Source organism: Streptomyces inusitatus (assembly GCF_014651115.1).
Taxonomy (GTDB): domain Bacteria; phylum Actinomycetota; class Actinomycetes; order Streptomycetales; family Streptomycetaceae; genus Streptomyces; species Streptomyces amakusaensis.
The window spans coordinates 211,287-229,029 of record NZ_BMWG01000001.1; the positions used below are offsets into that span (position 1 = coordinate 211,287).

Genomic DNA, 17,743 nt, shown 5'->3' on the forward strand with positions numbered 1-17,743 from the left:
TCTTTGACGGGGCAGGGGGAGGGACGGCGATGGATGGGAGTGGGGAATCGCCGCGTGAGCGGCTCGGGGCGGCGCTCAAGGGGCTGTTGGCGGAGTCGGGGCTGAGCCTGCGTGAGGCCGTGAAGATCGGCGGCGGGTTCGGCCTGGGGGTGACCACCCTGCGGGAGTGGTGTGACGGGAAGTCGGCTCCGGCGGCGGGGAAGGAGGCTGTCTTCCGGGAGCTGGTACGGAAGTTGGAGGCGGCGGCCGGTCGTACCGCTCTCAGCGCGGCCGAGTGGGAGGACGTCCTCCGGGCGGCCCGGGCGGAGGCGATCCGGAGGAAGCGGGCGGGGCACTCCCTCCGGGGGCGGGACGTCAAGGACAAGCCCTTCGTACGGCCCCATCTCCCGGAGCTGCGGGCCCGGGAGGGGCTGGTCGGGCGGGGGAACGAGCGGAAGGTGATGCGTGACTTCGTCAGGGCGTCGGGGCCGGGGGCGGAGCCGTATCTGTGCTGGCAGGCGGAGTCGGCGGTGGGGAAGACCGCGCTGCTCGCCGACTGGGTGGAGAGACCTCCGCAGGGGGTCGATCTGCTGAATTTCTTTGTCTCGAAGGCGCGGGGCACCGATACCTGTGCCGCGTTCGTCGCGGAGATGGGGGAGCAGCTCCGGGCTTTCCCGGAGCTGGACGAGGGCTCCGTTCCGGACTCCCCCGACCCTCGGAAGTGGGCCGCCTTCTTCAACAGCGTCGCCGCAGTCGCCGCGAAGAGCGGGCGGAAGCTCCTGCTCGTGGTCGACGGCCTCGACGAGGACGCGGCGTGGGGCGGCCCCGGGCGGAGCATCGCGGCGCTGCTTCCCGTACGGCCGGTCGCCGATCTGCGGATCATCGTGTCGGCCCGGCGGAGTACGCCCGTCCCCGGCGATCTGCCGGCCGGGCACCCGCTGCGGTCGCGGCGGCACTACCGCGTACTGGGCCCGTCCGCGCGGGCGGCGGAGATCGGGCGGGCGAACCGGGTGCGGGAGGTGGCGCGGCTGGGGGCGAGTGGCCCGGGGAGGAGGGTGCTGGGGCTGCTGGCGGCGGCGGGCGAAGGGCTGCGGGCGGTGGATCTGGCGGAGCTGGCCGGGGTGCCCGCCGAAGAGATCGAGCGGGTTCTTCGGGACGCGGACGGGCATCGGGTCCTGCTGGAGGATCCGGTGGCCGGTACGTACGCCCTGGGCCACGCCGATGTTCTCCGGTCGGTACGGGAGGAGCTGGGGCCGGTGGAGGCGGCGCGCCACACCGGGCCGCTGCACGCGTGGGCCGAGGTCTGGCGTACGGCGGGCTGGCCCGAGGGGACGCCGCCGTATCTGCTGACGGGGTACGCGCGGCTGTTGGACGACCCCGTTCGCCGTGGGGAGTACGTCCTGGACGCCCGTCGGCAGACGCGGCTCGCGGCCGTGGCCGGGCATGAGGCGGTCCTCGCGCAGGTGGAGGGGGTCGGAGAGGGGTTCGGCGAGGAGGCCACGGGCCCGGAGGAGCTGGGGCGGGCGGCACGGCGCGCCGTCTCGGTCGCTCTCCTGCGCGGCGGGGCGCGCCGGGTGGCGGCCCTGGCCCCGGTTCTGCTGGTGCGGCTCGGTGAGGTGGACCGGGCGCGGGCGCTGGCCCGGTGCGCCCCGGGTCCGGTGGCCGGGGCGGCGCGGCTGGCGCGGGTCGCGGCGGAGGTGGGGCGTACGGGACGGCCGGGGGCGGCGGCGATCGCGGAGGAGGCGGCTCGGTGGGCGGGCCGCGCCGACCGGGACCTGTCCCGCCCGCCCGGGGACGCCGACGCGTACGCGGAGCTGGCCGAGTCCGCGCAGGCGCTCCTGGCGGTGGACGAGACGGGTGCGGCGCGGGCCCTGCTCCGGGCGGTGGTGCTCGGCGGGGAGGCCGACGTCGAGACGCTGGTGGCGGCGGCAGGCGTGCTCTCCGACGGCGACGACCGCGACTGGGTGGCGGCGGTGGACGAGCACGCGCACCGCTTGAGCGCGGGCGGTCCCCGGGAGCGGGCCGCCGCGGTGGAGATCTGGGCGACGATCGCCCGCGGGCCGCGCTCCCACCGCGTCCACGCCAGATCGCGCGTCGTGGCGCTCTGCGAGGAGCTGGACCCGGCGGACGGGCTGGCGGCGGTGGACGTCCGGGCGCTCGCCGCGTGCGCGCTCGCCAGGGGTACGAAGAAGGCACCCGGGCTGATGAGGGCCGCGCTGGATCAGCTGTCGGCCGCGCTGGCGGACCCGGCGGCCCTCTCCCCCGCCGATCGGGCCCATCTGCGGCGGGACGTCTCCACCACGCTGGAGCGCCTCGGCCGGGCCGTGCACGACACCGGTGTCGGCCGGGACTCCCTGGCCCGGCTCAGGGAGCTGGTGGCGGAACACCGCGAGGAGCTGCGTACGGGCGCGCTCGGCGACGATCTCGCGGAGCGCGCCGAGGCGAACATCGCGGCGGCCGAGGAGCGCGGGGCGGCGGAGGACGCCGCGTACTGGGAGAGGGAGAAGGAGCGCCGCAGGGAGGAGCGGAGAGAGAAGGACGCGGGCAGGGAGGCGATGCGGCTGCTGCGGGAGGGGAAGTCCACCGTCGAGCCGAAGCCGGAGCCGAGGCCGAAGCCGGAGCCGAGGGCGATCCGGTCCCGACCGTCGCCGCGAGAGCGGCCTCGGGCCCACCCCGTACCGGACGATGACGGCCATGAGCCGGAGCATCTCGTTCTCCTCCGGCGGTCCGAGGAGTCCGTACGGGACGGTGACCTCGCGCGCGGCCGTGAGCTGCTGGAGGCGGCCCTCCGTGCCGCGCCGCCCGTGCGGGGACCGGCCGCCGGTGACGGCTGGACCCCGGCTCTCCTCCAGGGGCTCGGCTCGATCGGGGAGTTCGGCGAGGCGGAGAGGCTGGTGCGGTTCGTCACGGAGCCGGGGAGCCGGGCGCGGCATCTGGCGGCGCTGTCGCTGGGATGTTCCCAGGGCGGGAGGGGCGAGGCGGCCGAGTGGTACGCCCGGGAGGCGGCGTGGCTCGTCGGGGACGACGGGCTCGATCCCGTGTCGCGGAGAGCGGTCGCCCAGGCGCTGGCCCACGCCGGGGAGGAGGCCGGTGCCGAGGAGATGGCGCTGCGGACCGTGCCCGGGGAGAAGCGGGGGCCGGAGATCCGCCGGTCGCTCACCCTCGTCGCCGCCGGACTCGCCCGGCGGGCCCCGGGGACGGCCGCCCGGCTCGTCGAGCCCGTGGTGGAGGCCCTGGAGCGGAGGACCGGGACGGGGAGCCCGGTCGGCCCGCTCCCCCGGCTCGCGGAACTCCTGCTCGCGCTCCCCGATGTCCGGCGTCCCGGCCCGGGGCTGCGCGCCGCGCTCGAAGCGGCCTCCGCCTTCGTGGAGAGACCTCGTCAGCAGTGGGACCCGAGGACGGCGGTGCTCCTCGTCCTGCTGGTGCGGCTCGGGTGCTGTCCGGGCCCGACCGACCTGACCGACCGGGCCGAGACGGTGGGCGAGTGGCTGCGGACACTGCCGGGGCTGCCGGGACTGCCGGGACTGCCGGGACTGCCGTCGGACCGGATTCCGTACGCCGAACTGGCCGTGCTCAGGGCCGTGGAGGGCGATACGGCCGAGGCCCGGCGGCTGGCCGGGGCGGCACCGGCGCGGGACGGGCGGCGGGCGGCGGCGCTGGCCGCCCTCGCCACTCTGCTGGCGGGCGTGCCCGTCGTACTCCCCGCCGACCGCGCGCCGGAGGGGGACGGCACGGTCCGGCTCTGTCTGGCGCTCGCCCACGCGGCGGGGGACGACGGGACGGCCTCCGACGAGGCCGCGGCCCGGGCGCTCGTGCGGGAGGTGCTGGCGGGCGAGGGGTGGGCGTACGCGATCCCGCCGCTCTCCCGGCTCGCGCCTCGGGCGCTGGTGCCGATCGGCGAGCTGGTGCGGGCGTATGCCATCGGTCAGTCGGGCCCGCCGGGGCTGTCGTCACTGTCGTAGCTGTCGTAGCTGTCGTAGCTGTCGTAACTGTCGAACCAGTGCGGGCCCGAGTAGCCGGGGGCCGAGAGCAGATGGTCGTGGACGCATTCGGCGAGGGAGCCGTCGAAGCGTTCCCATGCGTCGCCGAAGTCGCCGCTGTGGGTGAGGATGGGCCAGCGGTCGGGGTCGGGGTGGTCGAGGCGCCAGTAGAAGGTGAAGCGCTGTTCGGTGTGGGCCCATTGGAGGAGGCCGCCGGGGGCGGGGTGGAGCCCGTGAGGGGCCCACAGTTCGTCGCCGCTCCGTTCGGCGAAGTGCAGGGAGGAGTTGTGCCAGTCGACGAGGTCGAAGGCGATGTCGGCCGCGCCCGGCACCAGCACGGTGAGGTATCCGTCGAAGCCGCCCGGGCCGAAGCGTTCGGCGAGCTGTTTGTACTCGGTGGGGAGCGGTGTGCCCAGAAGGGCTTCGACGGCGGGCCAGTCCACCGGGTGGACGGCTTCCCGCGTCCATTCGGTGGCGTCGGCGAGCAGATCCAGCCAGGAGACGCCGGAGGGCGCGCGCGGGGGCGGGGGCGGGCGTTCGGCGAGGAGGAGCACAAGAGCCGGTCCGTCGGGTCCGCCGTCCGCACGGAGGGTGCCGCAGCCGATCCACTGGTCGCCGTTGGCCCAGGCGCGCATCTCGGTCACCCGGTCGCCGAAGGGGGTCAGCAGCGGCAGACCGGTCCGTTCGGTGACGGTCGGATCGGTGAAGCCGCCCATGGCGAGGTTGCGCGGACCGCCGTAACGGCCGGTGAGCAGCTCGACGAGGGCACGGAAGTCCAGGTCGGGGGCAGGGCCGGGGCCGAGGGTGAGGCAGCGATGACCGGCGGGGTGCCCGGGCCGGGGGCAGACGAGCGGTGTCGGCGGCTCGCCCCGGCGGCGGTCGTCGGCCGAAGGCAGCGCCTCCAGGCTCCGCAGAAACTCCTGTTCGGCTGTTCCGTCCATGACCGATGAGTCAAACACAAACGCCCCGGGGACCGAACGGCCCCCGGGGCATGCGTGGTTGAGCAGGTCAGTCGTCGGACTCCAGGTCGCCCTCGGACTCCAGATAGACCTGGCGCAGGGCTTCGAGCACGGCCGGGTCGGGCTTGGCCCACATGCCGCGCGACTCGGCCTCCAGGAGGCGTTCGGCGATGCCGTGCAGGGCCCAGGGGTTGGCCTGCTGGAGGAAGGCGCGGTTCTCCGGGTCCAGGACATAGGCCTGGGTGAGCTTGTCGTACATCCAGTCGGCGACCACACCGGTGGTGGCGTCGTAGCCGAAGAGGTAGTCGACGGTGGCCGCGAGCTCGAAGGCCCCCTTGTAACCGTGGCGGCGCATCGCCTCGATCCACTTGGGGTTCACCACCCGGGCGCGGAAGACCCGGGAGGTCTCCTCGACCAGGGTGCGGGTGCGGACGGTCTCGGGGCGGGTGGAGTCCCCGATGTACGCCTCGGGGGCGGTGCCGCGCAGCGCGCGGACGGTCGCGACCATGCCGCCGTGGTACTGGAAGTAGTCGTCCGAGTCGGCGATGTCGTGCTCACGGGTGTCCGTGTTCTTGGCGGCCACCGCGATGCGCTTGTACGCCGTCTCCATCTCGGCGCGCGCCGGGCGGCCGTCCAGCTCACGGCCGTAGGCGTAGCCGCCCCAGACCGTGTAGACCTCCGCGAGGTCGGCGTCGGTGCGCCAGTCGCGGGAGTCGATCAGCTGGAGGAGTCCCGCGCCGTAGGTGCCGGGGCGGGAGCCGAAGATCCGGGTGGTGGCGCGGCGTTCGTCGCCGTGCTCGGCGAGGTCGGCCTGGGTGTGGGCGCGTACGAAGTTGTCCTCGGCGGGCTCCTCCAGCGAGGCGGCGAGCCGTACCGCGTCGTCCAGCAGACCGATGGTGTGCGGGAAGGCGTCGCGGAAGAAGCCGGAGATACGGAGCGTCACATCGACGCGGGGGCGGCCGAGTTCGGCGAGCGGGATCGCCTCCAGGCCGGTGACGCGGCGGGAGGCGTCGTCCCAGACGGGTCGTACGCCCAGCAGCGCGAGGGCCTCGGCGACGTCGTCGCCGGCGGTGCGCATCGCGCTCGTACCCCACAGGGACAGGCCCACGGAGGTGGGCCAGTCGCCGTTGTCGGTGCGGTAGCGCTCCAGGAGGGAGTCGGCGAGCGCCTGGCCGGTCTCCCAGGCGAGCCGGGAGGGGACGGCCTTGGGGTCGACCGAGTAGAAGTTGCGGCCGGTGGGGAGGACGTTGACCAGTCCGCGCAGGGGCGAGCCGGAGGGTCCGGCCGGGACGAAGCCGCCGTTGAGGGCATGTACGGCGTGGTCGAGTTCGGCGGTCGTCGCGGCGAGCCTCGGGACCACTTCGCGGGCCGCGAAGCCGAGGATGGCGCGTACCTCCTCGCTCTCCCCGGCGGGCAGGGCCGCCGGGTCCCAGTCCGCGTCGTCCATCGCCTGGACCAGGGCGCGGGCGCGCTCCTCGGCCTCGTCGGCGGTGGTGCGGGTGGCGGCGGACTCGTCGAGTCCGAGGGCCTCGCGGAGGCCGGGGAGGGCGGTGGTGCCGCCCCAGATCTGGCGGGCGCGCAGGATGGCGAGGACGAGATTGACCCGGTCGGCTCCGGCCGGCGGGCTGCCGAGCACATGGAGGCCGTCGCGGATCTGCATGTCCTTGATCTCGCAGAGCCAGCCGTCGACGTGGAGGAGGAAGTCGTCGAAGCCGTCGTCCTCGGGCCGGTCCTTGAGGCCCAGGTCGTGGTCGAGCTTCGCGGCCTGGATCAGGGTCCAGATCTGGGCGCGGATCGCGGGCAGCTTCGCCGGGTCCATGGAGGAGATCTGCGCGTACTCGTCCAGCAGCTGTTCGAGCCGGGCGATGTCGCCGTAGGAGTCGGCGCGCGCCATCGGCGGCACCAGGTGGTCGATGAGGGTGGCGTGCGTGCGGCGCTTGGCCTGGGTGCCCTCGCCCGGGTCGTTGACCAGGAAGGGGTAGATCAGCGGGAGGTCGCCGAGGGCGGCGTCGGGGCCGCAGGCGGCGGAGAGGCCCGCGTTCTTGCCGGGCAGCCACTCCAGGTTGCCGTGCTTGCCGAGGTGGACCATCGCGTCCGCGCCGAAGCCGCCGTCGGCCTGGCTCGCGGCTATCCAGCGGTAGGCGGCGAGGTAGTGGTGCGAGGGCGGGAGGTCGGGATCGTGGTAGATCGCGATCGGGTTCTCGCCGAAGCCGCGCGGCGGCTGGATGAGGATGAGGAGATTGCCCCGGCGCAGGGCGGCGAGGACGATGTCGCCCTCGGGGTTGGCGCTGCGGTCGACGAACATCTCGCCGGGCGGCGGGCCCCAGTGCTCCTCGACCTGCTCGCGGAGCGCGGCGGGGAGGGTGGCGTACCAGCGCCGGTAGTCGGCGGCGGGGATGCGGACCGGGTTGCGGGCGAGCTGCTCCTCGGTCAGCCAGTCCTGGTCGTGGCCGCCCGCCTCGATCAGGGCCCGGATCAGCTCGTCGCCGTCGCCCGAGATCAGGCCGGGGATCTCTTCCGCCGGGCCGAAGTCGTACCCCTCGGCGCGCAGCCTGCGCAGCAGCGCGACGGCGCTGGCGGGGGTGTCGAGACCCACCGCGTTGCCGATGCGGGAGTGCTTGGTGGGGTACGCGGAGAGGACCAGCGCCAGCCTCTTGCCGGCCGCCGGGATGTGGCGCAGCCGCGCGTGGCGGACGGCGATCCCGGCGACGCGGGCGGCGCGCTCGGGGTCGGCGACATAGGCGGGCAGTCCGTCCTCGTCGATCTCCTTGAAGGAGAACGGGACGGTGATCAGCCGGCCGTCGAACTCGGGGACGGCGATCTGGCTGGCCGCGTCCAGCGGGGAGACGCCCTCGTCGTTCTCCTCCCAGGCGGAGCGCGAGCCGGTGAGGCAGAGCGCCTGGAGGATGGGGACGTCCAGGCCGGTGAGCGCGCCCGCGTCCCAGGACTCGTCGTCGCCGCCCGCGGAGGCCTCGGCGGGCTTGGTGCCGCCCGCCGCGAGCACGGTGGTCACGATCGCGTCGGCGGGGCGCAGGGCCTCGATCAGCTCGGCCTCGGGGGCGCGCAGGGAGGCGACGTACAGGGGCAGGGCGCGGGCGCCCGCGTCCTCGATCGCCGAGCAGAGGGCGTCGACGAAGCCGGTGTTGCCGCTCATGTGGTGGGCGCGGTAGTAGAGGACCGCGATCGTCGGGGCGGCGTCGTCGGTGTCCGCCCTGGCGGTGCGCTCCAGGGGGCCCCAGGTGGGGGCGGGGGCCGGGGGCTCGAAGCCGTGGCCGGTGAGGAGCACGGTGTCGGAGAGGAAGCGCGCGAGCTGTTCGAGGTTGGCCGGGCCGCCGTGGGCGAGATAGGCGTGCGCCTCGGCCGCGAGGCCGACGGGGACCGTAGAGGCCTCCATCAGCTGGGCGTCGGGGGCCTGTTCGCCGGTGAGGACGACCACCGGGAGCCCGCTGGCGAGGAGCTGGTCCAGCCCCTCCTGCCAGGCGCGCACTCCGCCCAGCAGACGTACGACGACCAGGCCCGCGCCGTCGAGCAGCGCGGGGAGGTCCTCCAGCGGAAGCCGGGAGGGGTTGGCGAAACGGTACGCCACCGGGCCGGCGGCGGCCCGGGCACTGAGCAGATCGGTGTCGGAGGTCGACAGGAGCAGAATCTCGTGGGCGTACGGGGGGAGGTCCCCGGCGGACTGATGCATGCGGCGTCTGGCCTTCCTCGGGGTTTCCGCGCCCCGGGCGGTGTCGGACGGCGGGAGTTCCTGACTCGCCCGACCTGGCCGGCCGGGCTCACAGTGGCGGGACCGCGCCGGAATCTCACCGGGCTTCCTCCCCTGTCGCCGTCGCCGGCGATGACGGACCGGATGATCCGCTCCCCCGTATCGTAAGGGGCGCGCATTCCGTATGGGACCTACGATTTGAGTGATTATCGGTATGCTCGCGGCCATGCCCACCGCCCCCACCGGCCCACCGGCCGGGACCGTGCCCCCCGCGGACCGTTCCGCTTCCGGCCCCGGGGCCGGACCCGGGGCCAGCCCCGGGGAGCGTCCGGCCGACGGGGGCGATGCCTGTCCCGGCGCGCTGCGGCTCCACACGGCGGACGACGGCGCGCTCGCGCGGGTCCGCGTCCCCGGCGGAGTGCTGACGAGCCGGCAGGCGAAGGCGCTGGCCGGGGCCGCCGAGCGGCTCGGCGACGGAGTGCTGCATCTCACGTCGCGCGGGAACGTACAGCTGCGCGGCCTCGGCGCCGGCTGCGGCCAGGAGCTGGCCACGCTGCTCGACACGGCCGGACTGCTGCCCTCGCGCGGCCACGAACGCGTCCGCAATGTCGTCGCCTCCCCGCTCTCCGGCCTCGACGGCCGGGGCGCGGGGGACGTCGGCCCCTGGCTGCGGGCCCTGGACGGGCTGCTGTGCGCGAGCGAGGCGGCGCGCGGCCTCTCGGGCCGGTTCCTCTTCGCCCTGGACGACGGGCGCGGCGACGTCGCCGCGCTCGGCGCGGACGTGACGCTGACGGCGGTCCCCGGGGGCGGGGCGCTGCTGCGCCTGGGCACGGAAGCCGGTACGGAGGCAGGTACGGAAGCCGGTACGGGGGTCCTCGCCGTGCCGGGCGGGGCGGCGGCGCTCGCCGCGCTGACGGCGGCGGAGGTCTTCCTCGACGCGGCTGCCGCCGTGCCGGACGGGCGGGGACGGACCTGGCGGGTGGGCGATCTTCCCGGGGCGGCCGCCGGATCGCTCCTTCCCGAGCTGGTGTCACGGCTGGCGCGACGGGGCGTCGGGACTTCGCCGGGCACGGCGGACTCTGCGGACCTTTCGGGCACTTCGGGCGGTCCGCCGACCGGTGTCGTCGCCGGGCCCCGGCCGGGCGCGCCCGCCGCGCTCTCGGTCCTCGCCCCGCTGGGGCGTCTGACCGCCGCCCAGTGGCGGCTCCTGGCCGAGTGCGCCCGCACGGAGGGCCGCGACGAGCTGCGGCTGACCCCCTGGCGCGGCGTCGTCGTCCCCGGCGTCCCCGCCGCGCGGGCCGCCGGACGGCTCGCCGCCCTCGCCGCGACCGGCCTGGTCACCGGGGACGCCTCCCCCTGGCACGGCGTCGGCGCGTGCATCGGCCGCCCGGGCTGCGCCAAGTCCCTCGCGGACGTCCGGGCGGACGCGGCGGACGCGCTCGGCCACGGCGGCACGGGCGACAGCGGTACGGGCGGCTCGCCCGCGCCGCTGCCCGTTTACTGGTCCGGCTGCGAGCGGCGCTGCGGGCGCCCGCCCGGGGACCGGGTCGACGTGGTCGCCGCGCCGGAGGGATACCGGGTGTCCGTGGTCCGCGCCGGGCGGCCGGGCACGGCCGTGCCCCCGCCGCCGGGAAGTGTCCCCGGTCTCGCCGCCGCCGTGGCGTCGGCCCGCTCGCGCACCGCGCCGAAGGCCCCGTGACCGGACCGCCCTCCCACCCGGCCGGCCTCGCGGGCTACGGTCGGGGCGGGCGGACAGCGGGGGCACGGCCGGTCAGCGCCGTACGCGTACACCCGTACACGTACACCCGTACACGTACACCCGTACTCGTACGCGTACACGCGATCCGGCACCCCTCCGCGCCCCCGTCCGCACCGCACCGCCACCATTGCGGTGGCACCTCCACACCGGCCGGGTCCGCGACCCGGCCGTCCGACGTCCCCATGAATGAGAGCGGCGAGAGCACAGTGTTCGACTACGAGAAGGACGGCGCGGCCATCTACCGCCAGTCCTTTGCCACCATCCGGGCGGAAGCGGACCTCACGGGTCTGCCCGCCGACGTCAGCCAGGTCGCGGTCCGGATGATCCACGCCTGCGGGATGGTCGATCTCGTGCGCGACCTCTCCTACAGCCCCGAGGTCGTCTCCCGGGCCCGGGCCGCGCTGCGCGCGGGCGCGCCGATCCTCTGCGATGTGGCCATGGTCGCGAGCGGGGTGACCCGCAAGCGGCTCCCGGCCGACAACGAGGTCGTGTGCACGCTCTCCGACCCGTCCGTGCCCGCCCTCGCGGCCGAACTCGGCACCACGCGCAGCGCCGCCGCGCTGGAGCTGTGGCGCGACCGCCTCGACGGCGCGGTCGTGGCCGTCGGCAACGCCCCCACCGCCCTCTTCCGGCTCCTGGAGATGATCGCGGACGGCGCACCTCGCCCGGCCGCCGTCATCGGCGTCCCCGTAGGCTTCATCGGCGCCGCGGAGTCCAAGGACGCCCTCGCCGAGCACCCGCTCGGCCTCGACCACCTGGTCGTCCGGGGGCGGCGCGGCGGCAGCGCCATGGCGGCGGCCGCTCTCAACGCGATCGCGAGCGAGGAAGAATGAGCGGCACCACCACCGGCCGGCTGTACGGAGTCGGACTCGGCCCCGGCGACCCGTCGCTGATGACCGTACGCGCCGTGGAGATCATCGCCGAGGCGGATGTGATCGCGTACCACAGCGCCCGGCACGGGCGGTCCATCGCCCGCTCCATCGCGGCGAAGCACATCCGCGCGGACCACATCGAAGAGGCGCTGGTCTACCCGGTCACCACCGAGACCACCGAGCACCCGGGCGGCTACCGGGGCGCGATGGAGGAGTTCTACGCCGAGGCCGCCGCCCGGCTCGCCGTCCACCTCGACGCCGGGCGCACGGTGGCGGTGCTGGCGGAGGGCGACCCGCTCTTCTACGGCTCGTACATGCACATGCACAAGCGGCTCGCGGACCGCTACGACACCGAGGTCGTCCCCGGCGTCACCTCCGTGAGCGCGGCGGCCGCCCGCCTCGGCGCACCGCTCGCCGAGGGCGAGGAGGTGCTGACGATCCTGCCCGGCACCCTGCCCGAGGAGGAGCTGACCGCCCGGCTGGCCGCCACCGACGTCGCGGTGGTGATGAAGCTGGGGCGTACGTTCCCCAAGGTGCGCCGCGCCCTGGAGCGCGCCGGGCGGCTGGACGAGGCCCGCTATGTCGAGCGCGCCACCATGGCCGGCGAGCGCACCGCCGAACTCGCCGGGGTGGATCCGGACTCGGTCCCGTACTTCGCGGTGGCCGTGCTGCCGAGCCGCGTCGACGCCGCCCCCGCCGTGCGGGAGCGCGGCGAGGTCGTGGTCGTCGGCACCGGTCCCGCCGGGCCGCTGTGGCTGACGCCGGAGAGCCGGGGCGCGCTGGCCTCCGCCGACGACCTCGTCGGCTATACGACCTATCTCGACCGGGTGCCCGAGCGGAGCGGCCAGCGGCGGCACGGCTCGGACAACAAGGTCGAGTCTGAGCGCGCCGAGTTCGCCCTCGACCTGGCCCGGCGCGGCCGCCGCGTCGCGGTGGTCTCCGGGGGCGACCCCGGGGTGTTCGCGATGGCCACCGCCGTCCTGGAGGCCGCCGCACAGCCGGAGTACGCGGACGTCCCCGTACGGGTCCTCCCCGGCGTGACGGCCGCGAACGCCGCCGCCGCCGCGGCGGGCGCGCCGCTCGGCCACGACTACGCCACCATCTCCCTCTCCGACCGGCTCAAGCCCTGGGAGGTCATCGCCGAGCGCCTGCGCGCCGCCGCCTCGGCCGATCTGGTCCTCGCCCTCTACAACCCGGGCTCCCGCAGCCGCACCTGGCAGGTGGCCAAGGCCCGCGATCTGCTCCTCGAATACCGCTCCCCGGAGACCCCCGTCGTCGTCGGCCGCGACATCGGCGGCCCGGAGCAGAGCGTCCGCACCGTCCCCCTCGGCGAGCTGAACCCCGACGAGGTCGACATGCGCACCATCCTCCTCATCGGCTCCTCCCAAACCCGCACCACCCCCCGCCCCCCCGGCCCCCACATAACCTGGACCCCCCGCCGCTACCCGGAGAACTGACCCGAAGCCACTCCCGCCCGGGCGGGCAAGTTTTTTCAGCCCGTCCGGCGATTGAGGACGGACCCGAGGCTCGGGAACCCGCACCCAACGGACACGTCAATCCAGCCCGTCCGGGGGGTCCCCCCGGGCGGAGCCCAGGGGGAGATTGGGTGCGGACCCCGAGGCTCAGGGCCCGCACCCGACAAGCCGAGCCACCCACTCCACCGCCCCCTCCGGGTCCCCCACCACCCGCACCCCCTCCGGCCCCCCCGGCCTCCTCACCACCACCACCGGCACCCCCGCCTCCCGCGCCGCCACCAGCTTCGGCGCGGTCGCCGCACCCCCGCTGTCCTTCGTCACCAGCACATCCACCCGGTGCCGCGCGAGCAGCTCCCGCTCCCCCTCCAGGGTGAACGGCCCCCGGTCGAGCAGCACCTCCATCCGCGCCGGGCGCGGCCCCTGTGGCGGGTCGACGGACCGCATCAGGAACCAGACCCCGTCGCAGCCCGCGAAGGCCGCCAGCCCCATCCGTCCGGTGGTGAGGAAGGCCCGTCGCCCCAGCTCCGGCAGGATCGCGGCCGCCTCCTCCAGCGAGCCCGCCGGGTGCCAGTCGTCGCCGGCGGCGGGCCCCGCGTCGACCCACCCGGGCCGCCGGAGCGCGAGCAGGGGAACATGGGCGGTGGCGGCGGCCTCGGCCGCGTTGAAACTGATCGTGCTCGCGAAGGGATGGGTGGCGTCGATGAGCAGCCCCACCCCGTGCTCGCGCAGCCACCGGGCGAGCCCCTCGGCCCCGCCGAACCCGCCGACGCGGACCTCCCCCGGCGGCAGCCTGGGCGTGGCGACCCGTCCGGCGAGCGAGCTGGTGACCCGGAGCCCGGGGAGGCCGTGGAGCAGCTCGGCGGTCCGGCGGGCCTCGGTCGTCCCCCCGAGGATCAAGACATGCACAGGCACGGAGTACGGACCCCTTAATGAGCAGTGAGGCGAAAGGCGGGCGCGGCGCCCAACTCAAGCACACCGGGCTGCGCCCCGGCTGGACGACCGGGGCCTGTGCGACCGCGGCCGCGACCGCCGCGTACACAGCGCTGCTGACCAGGAGTTTCCCCGATCCGGTGACGATCACGCTGCCCAAGGGACAGACGCCGTCGTTCGCGCTGGCCAAGGAGGAGCTGACAGCGGACGGACGCGCCATGGCGGCGGTGGTCAAGGACGCGGGGGACGATCCGGACGTCACTCACGGAGCGCTGGTGCGCGCGACGGTACGGGTGCTCCCGGCCGGGTCGGGGGTGGTGTTCCGGGCGGGGCCCGGCGTGGGCACGGTCACGCTGCCGGGGCTGCCGCTGGAGGTCGGGGAGCCGGCGATCAACCCGGTGCCCCGGCAGATGATGCGGGACCACATGGCGCTGGTCGCGAAGGCCCACGGCGGGGGCGGCGATGTGGAGATCACGGTCTCCGTCGACCACGGCGAGGAGATCGCCCGTTCCACGTGGAACCCCCGGCTGGGGATCCTGGGCGGGCTGTCGATCCTGGGGACGACCGGGGTGGTCGTGCCGTACTCCTGCTCGGCGTGGATCGACTCGATCCGGCGCGGGGTGGATGTGGCGCTGGCGGCCGGGCACTCCCATCTGGCGGCGTGCACCGGTTCCACCTCGGAGAAGACGGTGGTGGCCCAGTACGGGCTGCCGGAGATCGCGCTGCTGGACATGGGGGACTTCGCGGGCGCGGTGCTGAAGTACGTACGCCGTCATCCGGTGGGGCGGCTCACGGTCTGCGGCGGGTTCGCGAAGCTGTCGAAGCTGGCCGCCGGGCATCTGGATCTGCACTCGGCCCGCTCCCAGGTGGACAAGGGCTTCCTCGCCGAGCTGGCCCGGCGCGGCGGCGCGGACCCGGCGCTGGCCGAGGAGATCGCCGTGGCCAACACCGGGCTCGCGGCGCTTCAGCTGTGCGCGGCGGCGGGGGTGCCGCTGGGCGATCTGGTGGCGGTGGCGGCGCGCGACGAGGCGCTGTCCGTGCTGCGCGGCGCGCCGGTGGCCGTCGATGTGATCTGCATCGACCGGGCCGGAACGGTGGTGGGGCGCGCCGCGCCCGCCCGCTGAGGACTCAGCGGGCGGGCTCAGCACCGGCGGCGGCTCAGCACTGGTGCCGGTCGCGCTCCGGAGAGTAGAGGTGGCTGTCCCGGAACCCCTCCGCGCCGAGGGTGCGGCCGACGATGATGACGGCGGTACGGATGATTCCGGCGGCCTTCACCTGGTCGGCGATGTCGGCGAGGGTGCCGCGCAGGATCAGCTCGTCGGGGCGGCTGGCGAGGGCGACCACGGCGGCGGGGCAGTCCGCGCCGTAGTGCGGCAGCAGCTCCTCGACGACCCGGTCCGCGTAGCGGGCGGCCAGATGCAGCACGATCAGCGCGCCGCTGCGGCCGAGGGTGGCCAGGTCCTCGCCCTCGGGCATCGCGGTGGCGCGGTGCGCGATCCGGGTGAGGATGACCGTCTGGCCGACGGTGGGCACGGTCAGCTCCCGCTTGAGGGCAGCGGCGGCGGCGGCGAAGGCGGGTACGCCGGGGATCACCTCGTACGGCACGCCGGCGGCGTCGAGGCGGCGCATCTGCTCGGCGACCGCGCTGAAGACGGAGGGGTCGCCGGAGTGCAGCCGGGCCACGTCGTGGCCCTCGCGGTGGGCGCGGACCAGCTCTTCGGTGATCTGGTCGAGGTCGAGGTGCGCGGTGTCCACGAGCCGGGCGTCCGGGGGGCACTCGGCGAGCAGTTCGCGCGGCACCAGGCTGCCCGCGTACAGACAGACCCGGCAGTCGGCGAGGGTCCGGGCGCCCCGCACGGTGATCAGGTCGGCGGCGCCGGGGCCGGCGCCGATGAAGTACACGGTCATCTGTCGTCTCCTGCTGAGTGGGCGCCGGGCTCCCGGAGCCCGTCCGGATGGTGCGGGTGCTTCATGGCCGGGGCTTCACGACGGCCCATTGGGTGACCGGCATCGCCTGCCGCCATCCGGTGAACGCGCCGACGGGCACGGCGTGCGCCACCGCGAGCCGGATCAGCTCGCCGCCGTAGTGCCGGTAGCGGTCGGCCAGCAGCGCCTCGGACTCCAGGGTCACGGTGTTGGCGACCAGCCGGCCGCCCGCCGGAAGCGCCTCCCAGCAGGCGTCGAGCAGCCCCGGGGCGGTGAGTCCGCCGCCGATGAACACCGCGTCGGGGACGGGCAGCCCGGCGAGCGCGGCGGGCGCGGGGCCGGTGACGACGCGCAGCCCGGGGACGCCGAGCCGGTCCGCGTTGGCGGCGACGCGCCCGGCGCGCACCGGGTCCCGCTCGACGGTGACCGCCCGGCAGGAGGGGTGCGTACGCATCCACTCGATCGCGATGGACCCCGATCCGCCGCCGATGTCCCAGAGCAGTTCGCCGGGCGCGGGCGCGAGCGCGCCGAGGGTGGCGGCGCGGACATGGCGCTTGGTGAGCTGGCCGTCGTGTTCGTACGCCGTGTCGGGCAGTCCGGGCACGGCCCCCAGCCGCAGGGCGTCCGGGGCGCGGCGGCACTCGACGGCGATGGTGTTGAGCGGGTCGCCGGGCGGGTGGGGCCAGTCGTCGGCGGTGCCTTCGACGGTGTGCTCGCGGGCCCCGCCGAGCTGTTCGAGCACCCGTATCCGGCTCGGTCCGAAGCCCCGCGCGCGCAGCAGGGCGGCGACCTCCGCCGGGGTGCCCGCCCCGGCGGACAGCACCAGCAGCCGCCGCCCCTCGTGGAGGGCGGCGGCGAGCCGGGCCGAGGGGCGGCCGACGAGGGTGACGACCTCCGTGTCCTCCAGCGGCCAGCCGAGGCGGGCGGCGGCCAGCGAGACGGACGAGGGGTGCGGCAGCACCCGTACGGCGGCGGGGCCCAGCTCTTCGACGAGGGCCCGGCCGATGCCGTAGTGCATGGGGTCGCCGCTGGCCAGGACGGCTACGCGGCGGCCGGCGTGGGCGGCGAGAAGGGCGGGTACGGCGGGGCGCAGCGGCGACGGCCAGGGCACGCGCACGCCGGTGCAGCGCTCCGGGAGCAGATCGAGCTGGCGCGCGCCCCCGATCAGCACCTCGGCGTCGGCGAGCGCCGTGCGCGAGCCGTCGGGGAGGCCGGACCATCCGTCGGCCCCGATACCGACCACGGTGACGGCCGGCGGGGTGGAAGGTGCGGAGGTCACTGCCTGGTACCTCGGGTGTTCGTGGGCGTTGCGGGGGACGGAGGCGCACTTTACTGGCCGTGCGCCCCTGCTCGCGCCCCCGGCCCGGGGGCCCGGGGCCCGGGATTACTCCGACCGCTTGGATAAGGGGGCGGTACGGGAACTGAGGGAGCAGGTCACTCGTTGGCTCGGTTGGGCACAGCAAACGTCAAGAAAGGCGCGGCCCGCGCCGGATTGCGCAGGGGATTTCCATGGGTGTCAGCCTGTCCAAGGGCGGCAATGTCTCGCTCAGCAAGGAGGCCCCGGGCCTGTCTGCGGTAATCGTGGGCCTGGGCTGGGACGTACGCAGCACCACCGGCACCGACTTCGACCTGGACGCCAGCGCCCTGCTGGTGGACGCGGCCGGCAAGGTGCTCTCCGACCAGCACTTCATCTTCTTCAACAACCTGAAGAGCCCCGAGGGCTCCGTCGAGCACACCGGTGACAACCTCACCGGCGCCGGCGAAGGTGACGACGAGCAGATCAAGGTCAATCTGGCGGGCGTCCCCGCCGAGGCCGCGAAGATCGTCTTCCCGGTCTCGATCCACGAGGGCGAGAGCCGCGGCCAGTCCTTCGGCCAGGTCCGCAACGCGTTCATCCGCGTGGTCAACCAGGCCGGCGGAGCCGAGCTGGCCCGCTATGACCTGAGCGAGGACGCCTCGACCGAGACCGCGATGGTCTTCGGCGAGCTGTACCGCAATGGCGCGGAGTGGAAGTTCCGCGCCGTCGGCCAGGGCTACGCCTCGGGCCTGCGCGGCATCGCGCAGGACTTCGGCGTCAACATCTGAGCCGACACCACCGTGCGATGACATCCGGTGTCCGGAGCGCAGGCCCTTGCGCGCGGACACCGGATGCCCGTA

General features: G+C 75.2%; 11 protein-coding genes and 1 riboswitch. Of the genes, 6 read left to right on the top strand and 5 right to left on the bottom strand.

Annotated features, from left to right (window positions below; all coding sequences use genetic code 11):
• Window positions 1–29: 29 nt before the first annotated feature.
• The gene (locus tag IE247_RS00955) at window positions 30–3,941 is read left to right on the top strand and encodes a hypothetical protein (protein ID WP_190120886.1); all 3,912 of its coding nucleotides are present in this window, start codon (window positions 30–32) and stop codon (window positions 3,939–3,941) included.
• Here the strand turns inward: IE247_RS00955 and IE247_RS00960 are convergent.
• Window positions 3,905–4,900, bottom strand: a complete 996-nt coding sequence (locus tag IE247_RS00960; protein ID WP_190120887.1) for a hypothetical protein — start codon at window positions 4,898–4,900, stop codon at window positions 3,905–3,907. The two genes, IE247_RS00955 and IE247_RS00960, sit on opposite strands and share 37 nt — an antisense overlap.
• A 67-nt stretch (window positions 4,901–4,967) precedes the next feature.
• A complete protein-coding gene (cobN, locus tag IE247_RS00965; RefSeq protein WP_190120888.1) occupies window positions 4,968–8,606 on the bottom strand; it encodes a cobaltochelatase subunit CobN in 3,639 nt (1,212 codons plus the stop codon).
• Between the two features lie 54 nt (window positions 8,607–8,660).
• A riboswitch (cobalamin riboswitch) is annotated at window positions 8,661–8,757 on the bottom strand.
• Between the two features lie 93 nt (window positions 8,758–8,850).
• Here cobN and cobG point away from each other — a divergent pair.
• From cobG to IE247_RS00980, 3 genes are all read left to right on the top strand, one after another.
• Window positions 8,851–10,323: a precorrin-3B synthase gene (cobG, locus tag IE247_RS00970; RefSeq protein WP_229868391.1), complete on the top strand. Its 1,473-nt coding sequence runs from the start codon at window positions 8,851–8,853 to the stop codon at window positions 10,321–10,323.
• A gap of 266 nt (window positions 10,324–10,589) precedes the next feature.
• Window positions 10,590–11,216, top strand: a complete 627-nt coding sequence (locus tag IE247_RS00975; protein ID WP_190121370.1) for a precorrin-8X methylmutase — start codon at window positions 10,590–10,592, stop codon at window positions 11,214–11,216.
• Window positions 11,213–12,712 (top strand): precorrin-2 C(20)-methyltransferase, encoded by a 1,500-nt coding sequence (locus tag IE247_RS00980; protein ID WP_190120889.1) that lies wholly within the window; start codon window positions 11,213–11,215, stop codon window positions 12,710–12,712. Before IE247_RS00975 ends, IE247_RS00980 begins: the two co-directional genes overlap by 4 nt.
• A gap of 165 nt (window positions 12,713–12,877) precedes the next feature.
• On the opposite strand, the gene IE247_RS00985 is transcribed toward IE247_RS00980, so the two are convergent.
• Window positions 12,878–13,636 carry a cobalt-precorrin-6A reductase gene (locus IE247_RS00985; RefSeq protein ID WP_190121371.1) on the bottom strand — a complete coding sequence of 253 codons (759 nt, stop codon included), beginning with the start codon at window positions 13,634–13,636 and terminating at the stop codon, window positions 12,878–12,880.
• Between the two features lie 23 nt (window positions 13,637–13,659).
• Between IE247_RS00985 and IE247_RS00990 the strand changes: the two genes are divergently transcribed.
• Window positions 13,660–14,784: a cobalt-precorrin-5B (C(1))-methyltransferase gene (locus IE247_RS00990; protein WP_190120890.1), complete on the top strand. Its 1,125-nt coding sequence runs from the start codon at window positions 13,660–13,662 to the stop codon at window positions 14,782–14,784.
• Between the two features lie 34 nt (window positions 14,785–14,818).
• Here the strand turns inward: IE247_RS00990 and cobM are convergent, their stop codons facing one another.
• Together cobM and cbiE are read right to left on the bottom strand one after the other, a co-directional pair.
• Entirely contained in the window at window positions 14,819–15,568 is a 750-nt protein-coding gene (gene cobM / locus IE247_RS00995) for a precorrin-4 C(11)-methyltransferase (protein WP_190120891.1), read from the bottom strand.
• Window positions 15,569–15,629: 61 nt separating this feature from the next.
• On the bottom strand, window positions 15,630–16,865 hold the full coding sequence (gene cbiE, locus IE247_RS01000) for a precorrin-6y C5,15-methyltransferase (decarboxylating) subunit CbiE (protein ID WP_190120892.1): 1,236 nt from the start codon (window positions 16,863–16,865) through the stop codon (window positions 15,630–15,632).
• A gap of 230 nt (window positions 16,866–17,095) precedes the next feature.
• On the opposite strand from cbiE, the gene IE247_RS01005 reads away from it, so the two are divergent.
• A complete protein-coding gene (locus IE247_RS01005) occupies window positions 17,096–17,671 on the top strand; it encodes a TerD family protein (protein WP_190120893.1) in 576 nt (191 codons plus the stop codon).
• The last annotated feature ends 72 nt before the right edge of the window (window positions 17,672–17,743 follow it).

Excerpts from the sequence above, each read along its gene's own strand:
- IE247_RS00980 (WP_190120889.1), top strand. The coding sequence starts at position 11,213 with ATGAGCGGCACCACCACCGGCCGGCTGTACGGAGTCGGACTCGGCCCC.
- cobM (WP_190120891.1), bottom strand. The coding sequence starts at position 15,568 with ATGACCGTGTACTTCATCGGCGCCGGCCCCGGCGCCGCCGACCTGATC.
- IE247_RS00960 (WP_190120887.1), bottom strand. The coding sequence starts at position 4,900 with ATGGACGGAACAGCCGAACAGGAGTTTCTGCGGAGCCTGGAGGCGCTG.
- IE247_RS00955 (WP_190120886.1), top strand. The coding sequence starts at position 30 with ATGGATGGGAGTGGGGAATCGCCGCGTGAGCGGCTCGGGGCGGCGCTC.
- IE247_RS00990 (WP_190120890.1), top strand. The coding sequence starts at position 13,660 with ATGAGCAGTGAGGCGAAAGGCGGGCGCGGCGCCCAACTCAAGCACACC.
- cobG (WP_229868391.1), top strand. The coding sequence starts at position 8,851 with ATGCCCACCGCCCCCACCGGCCCACCGGCCGGGACCGTGCCCCCCGCG.
- IE247_RS01005 (WP_190120893.1), top strand. The coding sequence starts at position 17,096 with ATGGGTGTCAGCCTGTCCAAGGGCGGCAATGTCTCGCTCAGCAAGGAG.
- cobN (WP_190120888.1), bottom strand. The coding sequence starts at position 8,606 with ATGCATCAGTCCGCCGGGGACCTCCCCCCGTACGCCCACGAGATTCTG.